At 33.6% G+C, this 16,855-nt stretch carries 18 protein-coding genes; 10 read left to right on the top strand and 8 right to left on the bottom strand.

What is annotated here, in order from left to right; translation table 11 throughout:
- Positions 1–164: 164 nt before the first annotated feature.
- Positions 165–638, top strand: a complete 474-nt coding sequence (locus EG242_RS11765) for a DUF6495 family protein (RefSeq protein WP_124900066.1) — start codon at positions 165–167, stop codon at positions 636–638.
- Between the two features lie 16 nt (positions 639–654).
- Positions 655–2,655, top strand: a complete 2,001-nt coding sequence (ligA, locus tag EG242_RS11760) for an NAD-dependent DNA ligase LigA (protein ID WP_124900065.1) — start codon at positions 655–657, stop codon at positions 2,653–2,655.
- A gap of 304 nt (positions 2,656–2,959) precedes the next feature.
- Here ligA and EG242_RS11755 read toward each other — a convergent pair whose 3' ends face one another.
- Together EG242_RS11755 and EG242_RS11750 are read right to left on the bottom strand one after the other, a co-directional pair.
- Complete coding sequence (locus EG242_RS11755; RefSeq protein WP_124900064.1) at positions 2,960–3,871, bottom strand: bifunctional metallophosphatase/5'-nucleotidase; 912 nt, start codon at positions 3,869–3,871, stop codon at positions 2,960–2,962.
- Positions 3,871–4,650, bottom strand: a complete 780-nt coding sequence (locus EG242_RS11750; protein WP_124900063.1) for a 5'-nucleotidase C-terminal domain-containing protein — start codon at positions 4,648–4,650, stop codon at positions 3,871–3,873. The genes EG242_RS11755 and EG242_RS11750 overlap by 1 nt, the downstream gene beginning before the upstream one ends.
- 103 nt (positions 4,651–4,753) lie before the next feature.
- Here EG242_RS11750 and dapA point away from each other — a divergent pair, with 103 nt between their 5' ends.
- From dapA to EG242_RS11710, 8 genes are all read left to right on the top strand, one after another.
- Entirely contained in the window at positions 4,754–5,629 is an 876-nt protein-coding gene (gene dapA, locus EG242_RS11745) for a 4-hydroxy-tetrahydrodipicolinate synthase (protein WP_124900062.1), read from the top strand.
- Between the two features lie 19 nt (positions 5,630–5,648).
- Positions 5,649–6,161 carry a ferritin gene (locus EG242_RS11740; RefSeq protein ID WP_124900061.1) on the top strand — a complete coding sequence of 171 codons (513 nt, stop codon included), beginning with the start codon at positions 5,649–5,651 and terminating at the stop codon, positions 6,159–6,161.
- Between the two features lie 151 nt (positions 6,162–6,312).
- Entirely contained in the window at positions 6,313–7,122 is an 810-nt protein-coding gene (locus EG242_RS11735; RefSeq protein WP_124900060.1) for an outer membrane protein assembly factor BamD, read from the top strand.
- 4 nt (positions 7,123–7,126) lie between these two features.
- The gene (locus EG242_RS11730; protein WP_124900059.1) at positions 7,127–7,435 is read left to right on the top strand and encodes a DNA-directed RNA polymerase subunit omega; all 309 of its coding nucleotides are present in this window, start codon (positions 7,127–7,129) and stop codon (positions 7,433–7,435) included.
- A 6-nt stretch (positions 7,436–7,441) separates the two neighbouring features.
- A complete protein-coding gene (gene coaBC, locus EG242_RS11725) occupies positions 7,442–8,650 on the top strand; it encodes a bifunctional phosphopantothenoylcysteine decarboxylase/phosphopantothenate--cysteine ligase CoaBC (RefSeq protein ID WP_124900058.1) in 1,209 nt (402 codons plus the stop codon).
- The gene (gene porD / locus EG242_RS11720; RefSeq protein ID WP_124900057.1) at positions 8,640–9,527 is read left to right on the top strand and encodes a type IX secretion system protein PorD; all 888 of its coding nucleotides are present in this window, start codon (positions 8,640–8,642) and stop codon (positions 9,525–9,527) included. The genes coaBC and porD overlap by 11 nt, the downstream gene beginning before the upstream one ends.
- Before the next feature lie 10 nt (positions 9,528–9,537).
- Positions 9,538–11,190: a DNA repair protein RecN gene (recN, locus tag EG242_RS11715; protein ID WP_124900056.1), complete on the top strand. Its 1,653-nt coding sequence runs from the start codon at positions 9,538–9,540 to the stop codon at positions 11,188–11,190.
- A gap of 8 nt (positions 11,191–11,198) precedes the next feature.
- A complete protein-coding gene (locus EG242_RS11710; protein ID WP_124900055.1) occupies positions 11,199–11,831 on the top strand; it encodes a matrixin family metalloprotease in 633 nt (210 codons plus the stop codon).
- Between the two features lie 37 nt (positions 11,832–11,868).
- Here the strand turns inward: EG242_RS11710 and EG242_RS11705 are convergent, their stop codons facing one another.
- The 6 genes from EG242_RS11705 to tnpA form a co-directional block, all read right to left on the bottom strand.
- Positions 11,869–12,618, bottom strand: coding sequence for a maleate cis-trans isomerase family protein (locus EG242_RS11705; RefSeq protein WP_317124948.1), 750 nt, complete (start codon positions 12,616–12,618; stop codon positions 11,869–11,871).
- Positions 12,619–12,743: 125 nt separating this feature from the next.
- Complete coding sequence (locus tag EG242_RS11700; RefSeq protein WP_124900054.1) at positions 12,744–13,652, bottom strand: fumarylacetoacetate hydrolase family protein; 909 nt, start codon at positions 13,650–13,652, stop codon at positions 12,744–12,746.
- 208 nt (positions 13,653–13,860) lie between these two features.
- A complete protein-coding gene (locus tag EG242_RS11695) occupies positions 13,861–14,505 on the bottom strand; it encodes a DNA alkylation repair protein (RefSeq protein WP_124900053.1) in 645 nt (214 codons plus the stop codon).
- A gap of 79 nt (positions 14,506–14,584) precedes the next feature.
- Complete coding sequence (locus EG242_RS11690) at positions 14,585–15,199, bottom strand: hypothetical protein (RefSeq protein ID WP_124900052.1); 615 nt, start codon at positions 15,197–15,199, stop codon at positions 14,585–14,587.
- Between the two features lie 46 nt (positions 15,200–15,245).
- Positions 15,246–16,355: a cupin domain-containing protein gene (locus EG242_RS11685; protein ID WP_124900051.1), complete on the bottom strand. Its 1,110-nt coding sequence runs from the start codon at positions 16,353–16,355 to the stop codon at positions 15,246–15,248.
- Positions 16,356–16,366: 11 nt separating this feature from the next.
- The gene (gene tnpA / locus EG242_RS11680) at positions 16,367–16,813 is read right to left on the bottom strand and encodes an IS200/IS605 family transposase (RefSeq protein ID WP_124900050.1); all 447 of its coding nucleotides are present in this window, start codon (positions 16,811–16,813) and stop codon (positions 16,367–16,369) included.
- Between the last annotated feature and the right edge of the window lie 42 nt (positions 16,814–16,855).

Here is a 16,855-nt window from a genome sequence, read left to right as displayed (position 1 = left end):
CTTTTGTTGGTCCCCTGAGCCTTACGAAGGGCAACAAAAAGCGACTCGCGAAAGCCCGACCTGTAGCGCTAGCGTAAGGGATTGCTTAAAATAATGGGAAGGGAATATTTTAAATACTTTTTAGTTTGTCATTATAACATTGTATTTTTGTAAAAAATTTTGAAATGAAATACGCGCGTTTAACGAAAGAACAATTGGAGGAATTACATGTAGAATTTGCTAATTTTTTGGCATCGCAACAAATTGATAAAGGTGAATGGCAACAGTTAAAGATTGATAAGCCTGAAATCGCAGAACAAGAAATTGACATTTTTTCTGATTTGGTGTGGGAAGGTGTTTTAAAAGCGGCACAATATATAGAGCATTTTTCTAAAAACTATATTTTTCTGTTTCAGTTTAATGATTTAGAAATTGATACCATTGTTATCAAAACTACAAATGATCAGGTTGACTTTTTAACTAAAGAGGGGCTGCAATGGTTGAGTGATAATTTGTATGCAAATGAGGTGGAAATACGTTTTGGCGCTAAGTCTTTTGGTGGTGATAGAAACGGAGAAATCTTTGATATTATTCAGCAAGGCGGTATTTTAAGTCAGGGTGAACTTTACACGCAAATTAAATCGTTATTAAAAAAATAATTTTAAAATTAATTTTATGGATGTGTTGGCACAATTAACTTTGTTACGTAATGAGTTGAACGAACATAATTATAATTATTATGTTTTGGATAATGCAACGATTTCGGACTTAGCGTTTGATTTGAAGTTAAAGCAATTACAAGAATTGGAAGCCAAGCATCCGGAATTTTATGATGAAAATTCACCAACACAGCGAGTAGGTGGCAGTATTACTAAAAATTTTAATACGGTTGTTCATGAAAATCGTATGTTTTCTTTAGAAAACTCGTATTCGCAAGAAGATTTGATCGATTGGGAAAAGCGTATTCAAAAGGTTTTAGGAAGTGTGGCTGTTGAATATGTTTGTGAATTGAAGTATGATGGTGCATCAATTTCTATTACTTACGAAAACGGAAAACTGATTAGAGCTGTAACTAGAGGCGACGGTTTTCAGGGCGATGATGTGACTAATAATATTAAAACTATTAAATCTGTTCCGTTGCAGTTAAAGGGAAATTATCCACCAAAATTTGATATTCGTGGCGAGATTATTCTGCCGTTGGCCGGATTTGAGAAAATGAACATGGAATTAATTGATATTGGCGAAACACCTTATTCAAACCCAAGAAATACAGCATCGGGCAGTTTAAAGTTGCAAGATAGCAGCGAAGTTGCAAAGCGGCCGTTAGAATGTTTGTTGTATAATATTGTAGGCGCTAATAGTTATTTTAACACGCATAATCAATCTTTAGAAGCCGCAAGGTCTTATGGCTTTAAAGTTCCAAATCATTCTAAACTGGTTAAAAATTTAGACGAAGTTTTTGAATTTATAAATTATTGGGATACACACCGTCACGATTTGCCTTATGAAACAGACGGAGTTGTAATTAAAGTTAACGATTTATTTCAGCAGGAAGAATTAGGCACTACTGCAAAAAATCCGCGTTGGGCAATTGCCTACAAGTTCAAGGCAGAGCAGGTTACTACTAAGTTAGAAAGTATTTCGTACCAAGTTGGACGTACAGGTGCTATTACGCCCGTTGCAAATTTACTGCCGGTGCAGTTGGCAGGAACTGTGGTTAAAAGAGCGTCGTTACATAATGCCGATCAAATTGAAAAGTTGGATGTTAGAGTGGGCGATCGTGTTTTTGTTGAAAAAGGTGGCGAGATTATTCCAAAAATTATAGGTGTTGATTTTACTGGAAGATCTTTAGATAGTGTTCGAACAGAATATATAACCGATTGTCCTGAATGTGGAACGCCATTAGTGAGAAAACCTGGCGAAGCACAGCATTATTGTCCTAATTTCTACGAGTGTGCTCCACAAATTATTGGCAGAATTGAACATTTTATAAGCAGAAAAGCCATGAATATTGACGGTTTAGGTGGTGAAACGGTTGCTTTGTTATTTAAAAACGGATTGGTTACTAATTATGCCGATTTATATCAATTATCAAAGGAACAAGTTTTGCCTTTGGAACGAATGGCAGAAAAATCTGCAGATAATCTTATAAATAGTATTAAACAATCAAAAAATATTGCGTTTGAACGGGTTTTATTTGCTTTAGGAATTAGGTTTGTTGGTGAAACAGTTGCTAAGAAATTAGCAAAGCACTACAAAAATATCGATGCTTTAATGCAAGCCAAGTATGATGAATTAGTTAATGTTGATGAAATTGGTGATAAAATTGCTTTAAGTATTCGATCATTTTTTAAGAATGAAGGAAATTTGGAATTGATTAATCGATTAAAGAATTACGGTTTACAATTTGCTGTTGAAGAGAAAGAAAGCACACAAGTTTCTAATAAATTTGAAGGAATGACAATGGTTGTTTCGGGCAAGTTTGAAACTTTTTCTAGAGACGAAATCAAACAAAAAATCGAAGATTACGGTGGCAAAAACGGCAGTTCAATTACCGGAAAAACCTCGGTTGTGGTAGCAGGTGCAGATATGGGACCTGCAAAACTTGAAAAAGCTACAAAACTTGGAATTCCTGTTTGGACTGAGGATGATTTTATAAATGAGCTAAATAATTAAATATTCTTTAAAAACAGAAGTAATAATTCCTTAAACATTAGGAAATATTCAAATAATGAATCTGTGGTACTTTTGTATTGTAATAAAAAAATACAATATGAAATCTATTGAAATGAAATCCGTTTTAAAAGGAGTTTTGAGTTTGTTTGTCTATATGGCTTTAATGCTATTAGTGTTTTCGAACTTATAAATAGTACAAAAATGTAAAGAAGATTGAGTGATTTGCGCAAGCAGTCCTTATTTGAATTAGTTAGTTAAAAGATGAAACGTTCGATTTAATCGAACGTTTTTTTGTTAAATTGAATTACACATTTATAACCCTTGCGGTTGTTGATTTATTTTTAAATTCATCAAAATAAAAATCAATTTGTCCAACGCGAACGCCGTAACAACCAACCTGATTTACAATTACTTCTTTTTGTTCGGTATTAAGTATAATCGTTGGTTTTTCAAGAAAAGTATGTGTGTGTCCGCCAATAATTAAATCGATGTTTTTTGTTTTGGCAGCTAAATCCAAATCTGAAATCATTTGAGAATTCCCTCCGAATTTATATCCTAAATGTGATAAACAAATGATTAAATCGCACTTTAGATCATCTTTTAGAATTCGGGTAACATCTTGCGCAATCTCAATAGGATTGTTCCAAACCGTTTCGCCATATTCACTTTTATTAACCAAACCTTCTAACTTTATTCCTAAGCCAAACACACCAATTTTAATTCCGTCTTTAATAAAAACCTTATAAGGCTTGCTTAAACCGTGCATTAAGGTGTTTTTAAAATCGTAATTGGCATTAATAATATCAAAATTGGCTTTATGTATTTGTTCTGCCAAACTGTTAATACCGTTATCAAACTCATGATTTCCTAACGTTGCGGCATCATATTGCAACATATTCATGACTTTAATTTCTAATTCGCCACCGTAATAATTAAAGTAAGGCGTACCTTGAAACATATCGCCTGCATCTAAAATTAAGGTATTTGTGTTTTCGTTTTTTATTTTATTAAAGATACTCGCACGTTTTGCAGCACCGCCCTGATTTGGAAATTTAGCATCGGTTTGCTGAAAAGTATCCAAATGACTATGGGTGTCGTTAGTGTGCAAAATGGTAATGCGCTTGGTTTTTGTCGATGAAAAACTGCTTAAACCAAATCCGGTCAATGTTATTGCTGTTGCAGCTGATGTTTGTAGGATAAAATCGCGACGTTTCATTATTCGAAAATTATTCTTGGTTTTACAGAAGGATTCAATGTGTCAATTTTAGTGAAATAGGCAATAAACATATTACGTAGCTTATAATCTAACGAATAGTTTTCGGTTGCTTTTAAAAGAAAATCCATTTTATCGCCGCCTTTTGCCAAATAATCGTTTGTTACCACGTAATATAACTTATTTTTATCAACTGATTTATTGTTGATCTTTATATCTGTAATCATCTGGTTTTTATCAACAAAAATTTCAATTCCGCTTAACGGATGCGCCACTTTATTTGTAATAACAAAATTTGCCAGTTGGTAAATAGTTTCTCCTTTTAATCCTAAAACAATCGCGTTGTTTTCAAACGGCATAATGTCGTAAGCAGTTCGGGTTGTAATGTTTCCTTTGGCAATAGTTGCTCTAATTCCTCCATAATTCAACAGGCAGAAATCAATTTTTTTACCGGTTCGTTGTTCAAAAACAGGATTTGCGATTTCAAAAATAGCATCGGCATAAAAATTGGTCATTGGGTTTTGCCATCGTTCAGCAGCCTTATCCAAATCTTGCGGATTATATGCTAAAACTTTCGATAAATCGTTTGTGATATGATCGCGGTACGGCTTTAAAAAAGCATCAATATCGTTATTGGTTTCAACAGTATTTGCAACTTCAATATATGATGTGTTAATTTTTGTATTGGTATATTTTTTAGGTGCACAATTGGTGACTAAAAGGGATGCAATACTAACAATAATCAAACAAAAATATTGTTTTCTTAAGTTTTTATATTTCATATTTTTTTTAATGAAAATGGTTAACTTTGTTACAAACAAAATTACAACGAATAATTTGGATCTTATTAAGAGAAGATTATTTTTAACTTACTAATTTATTAGAATGAAATCATTTATAGGTACCGGTGTGGCTTTAATAACACCTTTTAAAAAAGATTTATCGGTTGATGTTGAAGCTTTAAAAAATATTGTAAAGTTTAATATTGATGGCGGTGTAGAATACTTGGTTGTTTTAGGAACTACTGCAGAAACAGCAACTTTGTCTAAAGAGGAACAAACGTTGGTTAAGCAAACAATTATTGATGCAAACAACGGAAAATTACCTTTGGTTTTAGGGGTTGGGGGAAACAATACGTTAGAAGTTGTTAGTCAGTTGAATGCCGATAATTTAAAGGGGTTTGACGCTATTTTGTCGGTTTCGCCTTATTACAACAAACCTACACAAGAAGGTATTTACCAGCATTTTAAAATGATTGCCGAAAATTCGCCTTTACCTATAATAATATACAATGTTCCAGGACGTACAGCTAGTAATATGCTACCAAGCACTGTGGTTCGTTTAGCGAATGATTTTAAAAACATTATTGGTATTAAAGAAGCAGCAGGTGATATGGTTCAGGCAATGGAATTAATTCGCAGTACACCAAACGACTTTTTAGTGATTTCGGGCGATGATATTATTACTTTACCAATGGTTTTAGCCGGTGGAGCAGGAGTGATATCGGTAATTGGAGAAGCCTTTCCAAAAGAATTTTCAGAAATGGTCCGTTTAGGATTAAAAAGAGAGGTTGATGCAGCTTACAAAATTCATTACAAATTAACTGATGCGATCAATATGATTTTTGAACAAGGAAATCCCGGTGGTGTAAAAGAAGTATTTAAACATTTAGGTTTGTGCGAAAATTATTTAAGATTACCTTTGGTGAATGTTAATGAGGATTTGTCAAACCGATTGGCTAATTTTGTAAAAAATTTCTAACCATAAAAGAAAATAAAATATGTTATCACAAGATTTACAAACAGCTTTAAACAAGCAGGTAAAAATAGAAGGCGACTCTTCACAAATATATTTAGCAATGGCATCTTGGGCAGAAAACCAAGGGTTTGAAGGTATTGCAACCTTTATGTACGCACAGTCTGACGAAGAACGTATGCACATGCTAAAATTAATAAAATACATCAATCAACGTGGAGGCGAAGCATTAATTCCTAATGTAGAACAACCGCAGTTAGATCATTCATCATTTAAAACATTGTTTAATCAATTGTTTGAACATGAGGTGTTTGTATCGCAAAGTATTAACGAATTAGTTCATATATCGTTACAAGAACGCGATTATGCAACACACAATTTCTTACAATGGTATGTTGCAGAACAGATCGAAGAAGAATCTACCGCACGTACTATTTTAGATAAAATAAACTTAATTGGCGACGATAAAGGTGGATTGTATTTGTTTGATAATGACATTAAAAACTACCCACAACAACAAGCTAATCAAAACATATAATAATTTAACGATTCGTTAAGTTTAATTGTCACGAAAGATGTCTTATTTTAGGGCATCTTTTTTATTAAAAAGATATTGTTCTGTAACAAGATAAATATTAACTTTGCGTTTGCTATAAAGTACATAGCTTTTGTATAAACAACAACAATTTATGAAACAAATTTCGTATATTTTTTTAACCGCATTGGTGTTTGCAAGCTGCTCGCCACTACAAAAAGCCTTAAAGGTAGACGATAGTGCCTATAAAAACGAAGTAGCCGACCAATTATACGAAAAAGGAAAATACAAACAAGCCATTCGTTTATACGAGCAGGTAGAAAAGAAAGAAGGTTGGGCAGCCAATTACCAATCAATGTATTACAAATACAGCAAATCGTATTACAATGCACGAAAATGGGAAGCTGCAAAACCAATGTTTCAAAAGTTTAATCTGTTGTATTTAACAAGTGTAAACCGTGAAGAAACAATGTATTTAGAAGCAATGTCTGCCTACAATATGTCCGAAGTTTTTACACTAGATCAACATGTAACGTATGAAGGAATTCAAAAGTTCGATGCTTTTTTAGCGGCTTATCCGGAATCGCAATATAAAGATGATGCAAATGCTAAAAAACGCGAGCTTTCTGAAAAAATTGAACGCAAAGCATACGAATCGGCTAAATTATTCAACAAAATTGGTGAATACACAAGAGATTACAATGCGGCAATTGTAGCATTAGATAACTTTTTGTTAGATTACCCGGGAACAGTTTATAAAACCGATGCGTTATTTTATAAATTCGATTCGGCTTACAAATTAGCATTAAACAGTGTGTATTCTAAAATGGAAGAACGTTTAAAAAACGCCGTAAGTTTACACGAAGATTTAATTGCTTACGATGCTGATACAAAATATAAAGACGAAGCAGACAGAATGCTTGACAGATTAAAAAAAGAATTACAACAATTTTCAACAAAATAAGAAAATGGATTTAAAGAAAACCCAAGCTGCGGTAAACACCATTACCTACAACAAAGCCGAAATTGAAAAACCAACAGGTAATATTTACGAAGCTATTACAATTATTGCAAAAAGAGCTAACCAAATTAACAGCGAAATTAAAAAAGAACTGATTGATAAGTTAGATGAGTTTGCAACTTACAATGATAGTTTAGACGAGGTTTTTGAAAACAAAGAACAAATTGAAGTTTCAAAATACTACGAAAAATTACCAAAACCACATGCGTTAGCAGTAGAAGAGTGGTTAAAAGGTGATATAACATTTAAAGAATAGATACAAATGTCTGTCTTAAGCGGTAAAAAAATTATTCTGGGAATTTCCGGTGGTATTGCCGCTTATAAAACGGCAAGTTTTGTACGATTATTAATAAAAGCAGGTGCGCAGGTTCAAGTAATCATGTCACCTGCTTCTTGTGATTTTATAACGCCGTTAACCTTGGCAACCTTATCAAAGCGCCCGGTTTATACGCAGTTTGAAAAAGATTTCGGCGAATGGACCAATCACGTAGAATTAGGTCTCTGGGCCGATTTAATGATTATGGCGCCCGCAACGGCAAACACACTTGCTAAAATGGCAAACGGTTTGTGCGATAATCTATTGCTAGCAACTTATTTGTCTGCCAAATGTCCCGTGTTTTTTGCTCCGGCTATGGATTTAGATATGTTTGCACATCCATCTACCACAGAAAATACTCGCAAGTTAAAAAGCTACGGAAACATAGAAATTGAATCTGCTTACGGCGAACTGGCTTCAGGATTAATTGGTCAGGGAAGAATGGCAGAGCCGGAAGACATACTTCAAACCATTACCGATTTTTTTAATAATCAATCTACTTTAGATCTTAAAGGAAAAAAAGTTGTAATTACTGCTGGACCCACATACGAACCAATAGATCCCGTACGTTTTATAGGAAATCATTCAACAGGAAAAATGGGGTTCGATATTGCCAATGAAGCTGCAAAACGCGGTGCCGAAGTTGTGTTGATTACCGGACCAACATATTTAAAGTCAATAAATTCATCAGTTAAAGTTGTAAGTGTTTCAACTGCTAACCAAATGTATAAACAATGTCACGAATTATTTTCTTCGGCGCATATTGTAATTGGTGCAGCTGCGGTTGCTGATTACCGACCAAAAGTGGTTGCCGATCAAAAAATAAAAAAGAACGATGAAGAATTTACCATTGTTTTGGAGAAAAATCCGGATATACTGGCATCTTTAGGTGAAATTAAAGCGCATCAGTTTTTAGTTGGTTTTGCATTAGAAACCGAAAACGAAATTGAGTATGCTAAAAATAAGCTTAAAAAGAAAAATTTAGACTTAATCGTTTTAAATTCACTAAACGATACAGGTGCAGGTTTTGGTAAACCAACAAATAAAGTTACCTTTATTGATAATGATTTTAATGTTTTTCCACAAGAATTAAAATCAAAAGAAGCTGTTGCAAAAGATATCATTGACCAAATTGTAAAAAGTTATGCGAAATAAAATTTTATTGTTTTTTGTTTTTTTAATAGGCTATTCGGGCGTTGCACAAGAATTGAACGCAAACGTAATGGTAAACGCAGAACGAATTCAGCAAACTAACAAACAAGTGTTTACTACTTTGCAAAACAGCATACGCGATTTTTTAAACAACACAAAATTCACCAATTTTAATATAAAACGTAACGAATTAATAGATTGTAATATTATGTTGGTTGTAAATGATTACGATCCTAATTCTAATTCCATTAGCGGTACGCTGCAAATACAATCTTCACGACCAATTTACAATTCAAGTTACGGCACTTCGCTTTTTAATTTTAGCGATAAAAACATCGCTTTTAATTATATTGAATTTGAACCGTTGGTTTATTCAGAAAATTCAATAGGATCTAATTTAGTTGGATTATTAAGCTTTTACGCAAACATTATTATTGGTTTAGATGCTGATTCTTTTTCTTTATACGGTGGATCGGCTAATTTTCAAAAAGCATCAAATGTTGTAAATATGATGCAGCAAACAGGTGATAAAGGTTGGGTAATGGGCGATCAAAACAACAGATACGCTTTATCTAACGATATTTTATCAAACAATTATTCGCCTTATCGTGAGGCTTTATACGAATATCATATTAAAGGTTTGGATATAATGTCAACCAATGCCGAACAAGGTAAAATAGGTGTTGCAAATGCCCTTAACAAGTTAGCAAATATTCATAGTGTAAGACCCAATGCTTTACCTACACGTATTTTCTTTGATGCGAAAGCCGATGAGATTGTAAAAGTTTTTGGAGCAGGTCCAACTTACGACACCACAAAATTAATAGAAACCCTAACACGTATTAATTCTATTAACGGAACCAAGTGGAACCGAATGTAATTCAACTACAATGCTAACACACTTATCAATTACCAATTATGCCTTAATTGCGCATACCGCTATTGATTTTACAAATAACCTAACAATTATTACGGGAGAAACCGGTGCAGGGAAATCTATTTTGTTAGATGCGCTTGGCTTGGTTTTGGGCAAACGTGTCGATTTGAACACGTTAAGAAATCCCGAAGAAAAATGTGTGATCGAAGCACATTTTAATATTACATCGTATAAGTTGCACTCGTTGTTTTCCGAATTAGATTTAGACTATGAAAACGACACCATTGTAAGACGCGAAATTCTTCCGTCAGGCAAATCGCGTGCCTTTGTGAACGATGCTCCTACTACATTACAAAACCTACAGCAGTTGGGTAATTTCCTGATTGATATTCATACACAACACCAAACGCAAGATCTTTTCAGTGAGAAATATCAGTTGAATTTATTGGATGTTTATGCCGATAACGGAAATTTAGTGAAAGATTATCAGCAACAATTACAAAGTTTTAAAAAGTATCAGCAGCAATTAAATCTTTTAAAAGAGCAACAATCACAAGCAGCTAAAGAACAAGATTATAATGCTTTTTTGTTAGATGAATTAACGCAGGCTAATTTAAAAAACGGCGAACAGGAAGAATTAGAAGGTCAGTTTGAAGTATTGGCGAATGTTGAAAAAGTCAGTGGATTTTTAGAACAGGGTTATGCTGTTTTATCGAACGAAGAATTTGGAATTACCAAGCAGTTGTACGAAGTAAAATCGCAAATACAAAAACTGGCGCAGATCAGCACAAAATACGAAAATCTGTATCAGCGTTTAGAAAGCAGTTTTATTGAATTGGAAGATATTTCCGATGAATTGCAGGCTGAATTACAACAACTGGTTGCCGATCCACAGCAATTGGAATTGATCAATCAAAAACTACAATCAATTTATCAGTTGCAAAAAAAACACAATGTTTCATCTATTGACGAATTGCTTGAAATTCAAAACGAATTATCGCAAAAAGTTGCCGGAGTAGAATCTATTGAAGAAGAAATAAATGCGGTTGAAAAATTACTGCAAAAAACCGAAGCAGATTTAAATGCTTTGGCTCAAGACTTACATGCTAAAAGAACATCGGTTTTAAAAGCATTGAGTTCAGAAATTGAAAATCTGATAAAGCCTTTAGGAATGCCGAATGCGCAGTTTGATATTCAATTAGCGTATAGCGATACTTTTTTAAGCAATGGAAAAGACGAAGTAAACTGGTTGTTTTCTGGAAATAAAGGAATGCAGTTTGGTTTGTTGAAAAAAACGGCATCGGGCGGAGAACTTTCTAGAATTATGCTTGCCGTAAAATCAATTCTAGCACAAAAAAGCAAATTACCGACCATTATTTTTGATGAAATCGATACCGGAGTTTCGGGCGATGTCGCTGATAAAATGGGAACAATTATGCAGGAAATGGGCAATTACATGCAAATTTTTTCCATAACTCATTTACCGCAGGTTGCATCAAAAGGAAACCAGCATTTTAAAGTAACCAAGTTCGATGATGACAAGGTAACAACTTCAACGATAAAATTATTAAATACCGAAGAACGTATTTACGAAATTGCACAAATGCTTTCAGGTAACACTATTACAGATGCGGCTTTGCAACACGCAAAACAGTTGCTTAATTAATTATACTTATGAAGCTTTGCTTATTCTTTGTAGGATTTTTGTTTTTAATAAGTTGTAAAAAAACACCATCAGTTACACCAGAAACAACCGTTTTAGTTAAACAGTATAAAGGCTTTCCAGATAATGAAGTTGATACAGTAACATCAATTCTACAGAAAATTTACGGTGTTAAAACTGTAATATCTAAACATCAGGAATTGTATCCAAATGCTTATATCAGTGTTAAATCACCTCGATACAGAGCCGACAGTATTATTAAATTTCAACAGAAAGATATTAATAGTAAAATTGATTACATTTTAGGACTGACATCAAAAGATATTTCTGTTACCAAAAAAGATGATTCTGGAAATATTAAAAAACCTGAATATAAGTATCAAGATTGGGGAATAATGGGATTAGCATATTGTCCAGGTGAAAGTTGTGTTGTTTCTACTTTTCGAATAAAGAATAAAAACAAAGCTGTTTATTTTGAGAGATTAAAAAAAGTTGCAGTTCACGAATTTGGTCATAATCTTGGTTTACCACATTGTCCTAACAAAAAGTGCATTATGACAGATGCTGTAGAAAGTGTAAAAACTATTGATAATGCCAAATTGAAGTTATGTGATGATTGCGCAGGAAAAATAAACTTCAATTAAAACCTACAAGGTCAGTTAAGACCTTGCAGGATAAATCTTAATAATTCTTTTTTAACAAACTTCCGCCAATAGTAGATTTGGCTTCAATTCCTAATTTTTTCATCATTTCGTAAGTTGTACAAACGGCAGCCGATGTCACCGGAATACCAATTTCCTGTTCAATCAAATCAATGGCTTCCAACGAAGGCATTTGTACACAAGCCGAAACTACCAAAACATCAACTCCTGTTAAATCTAACTGCTTGTAAATATCCAGTAAATTCATCGGATTTTGAGCAGCAACTTCTAAATTATCAGGAATTTCTAAAGCAATACTTTCTTTAACTTTAAAACCTTGATGTTCAATATAATCAACCACCATATCGGTTAACGGACGCATGTATGGCGTAATTATCGAAACCGTTTTGGCTCCCAAAACATTCAGTCCGTTAATTAATGCGCCGGCAGATGTTACAATTGGCGTAGGAAAACCGTTAGCTATTGTTTCCTGATGTAGATTCACTTCAGAAACGCAATGATACCCGCGACCCATACTCATAATTGCTACCAAACACGCATAACCCATGACATCAACTTGAGCATCAGACAATTCCAACGCACATTTTAAACTCATGGCATCCATTGCTTCTAACTCTTCTTTGGTCACTTTTTTCATTCGCATTCTGCTAGAATGAAATGTGAAACGTTCCGATAAAATAGTTTCGCGCGCTTTGAATATTGCCGGAATTTCGGTTTCCATTGTTACATTGCTCGATGGAACTATTTGTCCGATTCTATATTTTTTCATTTATATTTTCTATATTTTGGGCGTTCCCCTTTGGGTCGGGCTTTTCGTTTCAATCTTTAAAATGTTTTGATAAAAAACATTTTAAAGGATTTTCACTTCAATCCCTAACGCTTTTTAGTTGTAAATTAAATCTCTTTAACAGTATTTGTCAATGTTCCAATGTTTTCCACATAACATTCCATTACATCACCATCTTTCATCCATTCTTGAGGATTTCTACCTGCTCCAACACCGGCAGGCGTTCCTGTTGCAATAATATCTCCTGCTTCAAGCGTGAAAACTGTACTTAAATCTTCAATTAAATCGTTGATATTGAATAACAAAAATTGCGTGTTAGAATTCTGTTTTTCGATTCCGTTTAATTTTAACGAAAGGTTTAAGTTGTGCGGATTTTCAATTTCATCTTTGGTAACTAAAAATGGTCCCATTGGTGCAAAAGTGTCTTGTCCTTTTGAAACGATCCATTGTCCTTCACGACGGCAATCACGTGCCGAAATATCATTGATAATGGTGTAACCAAAAACGTAATCTAACGCATTTTCTTTAGCAACGTATTTTCCTTTTTTACCCATAACAACTGCCAATTCTACTTCCCAATCTAACTGTTGCGTCAATTTGCTGTTTAATAAAATGTTGGTATTTGGACCAGTAACTGTTGTGGGCGGCTTAGAGAAAATTATTGGTTTTTGAGGCAATTTCCCTGTAGTATCTAATGTACGTGCGCTTTCAGCTACATGTTCGGTGTAATTCAATCCAATACCGATGATGTTTTTTCTTGGTTTTTCAATCGGAGCTAAAATTTCAACTTCGTTCAATGAATAAGAAATATTTTCAAAATCGACTTCACGAGTATCATCAATCAAATTAATAATCTCATCAATTACTTCAAATCCCATATCAATTAATTCTAACATATCATTTGGTAATGGAAAATTCGAAATTCCACCAAAATCTTCCATGTCAACAACCATATTGTTGTGAATAAATCCTAAACGAGAATCGCTGTCTTGTGTTTTGTATGTAAGTAGTTTCATTTTTTTATTTTTGACTATAATTTAATAATTCTTTCTTTTAATTAATATTTTGTAAGTTGCAAATAGAATGATGCCTGACCAAAAAATAATATTTGCATATCCGATTATTACAGATAATTGATCTCCTTTTGCTATAAGTTTGAATCCAATTACGATAAAGATTATGGCTATTCCTATTCCGAATAAGGGTTTAAAATTTTTCATTATTTTATTTATTAAGTTTAGCCACTTGTATAGCAATATAATTTGGTAAATAGTTAGGGGTACAGTTTTTTGCTACTATTTCATTTTTAAATAATCCGGTATTTTCGCCCACGGCAATACAACGCTCGCGATATTCAGGTTGAAAAATTCCAATTTGCGCTGTTGTAAAATTCATAGCCCATTGAACTTCGGAAACTTCGTTTTCAATTTCTTTTTCAACAAAAGTAAGTAAGGCTTCACTGTTAGGCGGCGGTGTTTGCCCTACCCATCTTAACCGACCTTGATAATACCAAAATGTACGTCTTTGTAAACTTGACGGACTGTTTTGCCAAGATTCCATCAACTTTACTGTTTTCTTATCTTTAGCCAGTTGGTTTGCCATTAACCAATCAATAAGCTGCAGTTTTTCGTCTTCGGGATGTTTGTTTATATCGTGATCTAACTGATTAATTACTTCTTGCGTAAGCAGCTTTTTATCCATAATCAAAATTGCCAATTGACGTGCAAAATAATTTTCGGTTGACCATAATTCGATAGCCAATTCATGGTCTTTTTTTATATCTTTTGCAATAGTGCGTAAATCACCCAACTTGGTGTTTTCGGTATTCAATTGATCAAAAATATTTTTTGCTTTCGACGATAGTTTCATAATTTAAAGATATAAATCATTTACTAATTTTTACTCATTAATTCTGTATTTGCTAAACTAGAATTGATCTTGAAAATCATTAATTAAGTTTTTTTCTATGATCTATTACTTTTCTTAAATCAGTTAAAGGTTGAAGATTTTGTATATTTTTTTCTTCTAACTTTTTCCACTCAATCCAATTTATATTAACGGTTACATCATATTCACCAATAAGCCCATCTAACAAAATGTATATAACATTTTTCATTTCTCCTGAATCATCAAAATTTCTAGTGAATAATTCTATGCCTAATTCATCATTCTCAGTTGAATATGTAAAATAAATATCATCATATCCTATTTTATAATCCCCATAATTAATTGTCAGTTCGTCTCCAGGTATTCTTTGTCTGAAAGAATTAAATTGCCAATTTTTTAGTTTTGGACTTTTACTAATCATTTTATTAACAGCAGAAAAACTTTCTTCTATACCATCGGCAGAAATAGAAAATTCCCTAATGCCATTTTCATGGATTGGACTAAATTCAAATGTTAGGTTTTCATCAATTTCTTGAAAATGTTCAGTAATATCATCGAAAATAGCATCTCTTAATTCGAGGTTATCTACATTTTTATAAATGTATTCTTCGTTTTTAATGAACCAATTCCAAAATTTGTCTTCTTTATTTTCTTTTTTGAAACTAAAAAACGCCATAAGTATTATGCTTGATAATATTAAACTTGAAAATAAAATGCTTTTTTTACTGATTAACCTGATTTCCCTCATTATCTTCAAAAACTTTTTCCTGATACAAACCTAAACTCTCAATAACAGGTAAATCGTTAAATGAAAACAGACAGGCATCTTCGGTATCAGATAAATTATGATGTTCATGCCAAGCCCAACTTGGAACACAGAAAATATCGCGCTCTTTCCAATCGAAACGTTTTCCATTGATGATCGTGTATCCTTTTCCTTTGGCGCATTGATAAACAAAAGAACCGGTGTGTTTATGTGCTTTTCCTTTAAATCCTTTTGGCAACAATTGAATAGAAGCTCCCATCGTTTGCATTACGTGACCACCTGTCAACGGATTGCTGTATTGCATAATAATTCCGTCAAAAGGGTTGGGTACATTTACCTTTTCGGCTTCTAAAAGTGCGGGATAAACCGTTTTCCATGAATATTTAAACAAAGGCGAATACGGTTTGTCCCACTCCTTATCAGGTGGAATCAATCCGGTACCTCCATACGTCATCGGAGAATAATTGAGTGGAGCATTTAGTTCTTGCGTACCATCTAAAACCGCATAATCATTAGCTTCCAAAGCATTTACCAACGGAATATCCAATCCATCTTGCCAAATACAGGTTTTTCCGCCTGCTTCTACGCCATGTTCGTGCCATGTTGAGTTTGGTGTAATCACAAAATCGTTGACTTCTAGCATAATTTTGTTACCATCAACAACGGTGTATCCACCTTTGCCTTCCATAATAAAACGCAAGGCAGAGGCTTTGTGACGATGCGCTGAAGTGAATTCGCCGGGACGCGTAACCTGAATTCCGGTATACAACCAACCCACAGCCGCACTTACATCTCTGCGTTTGTCGTTTACCAAATACACCACTCGTCGTCCGGCCTGTTCAGGTGTTACCAATTCGGAAGATTTTAAAACCAAATGTCTTAAGTCTTCATATTTCCAAAGCATTGGAATCGAAGAGCTCCGAGGTTCCCAAGGTTCAATGTCGTTGGCAACCGTCCATAAAGCTCCGGCGCCTAATCCTTCTAATTCTTTATAGTAGGCTTCGAGCTCGGGCGTATCTTGAACTCGTGCTCTGCCGTAAATGTCGTCTGATTGTTGTTCGTTCATTTTATTATTTTTTAGTTGGTTGTATCTTTAAATTTTTTAAAACCAAATTTTTCAATTAATTCTGTATATTCTTCCTGAAAAGATTTTTTAGTATGATGAATTTCCTGATTTTTTATGTAATTTCGAACTTTATCAACTACAGACTCTGATACAGATACTGCAAAATATTCATCCTGCCATTCTAATTTTTCAGTAATAAAATTCTGTTTGTTAAACCAAAAAGCTGATTCTCCCTTTATCAATTGCATTATTTTACTGATGGTTTGCTCTGAACCCAACGAAATCAAACAATGGCAATGGTCATTATATCCATTTACAAAATCAATGAAAATATCCTTTTTATTTGCATTCTCTTTTATATGCTGCCACATTGCTTTCCTAATCTCAGGTGTTTTTAAATAAGGAATCCTGTTTTTTGTACTCCAAACAAAATGAATATAAACTTTTATAAATGGCATGCTTTTAATAATTAATTTATTCCACAGGCTTTAGCCTGTGGC

The organism is Paenimyroides viscosum (genome assembly GCF_003858535.1).
Classification (GTDB): domain Bacteria; phylum Bacteroidota; class Bacteroidia; order Flavobacteriales; family Flavobacteriaceae; genus Flavobacterium; species Flavobacterium viscosum.
This window is presented reverse-complemented; position numbering and strand designations above follow the sequence as displayed.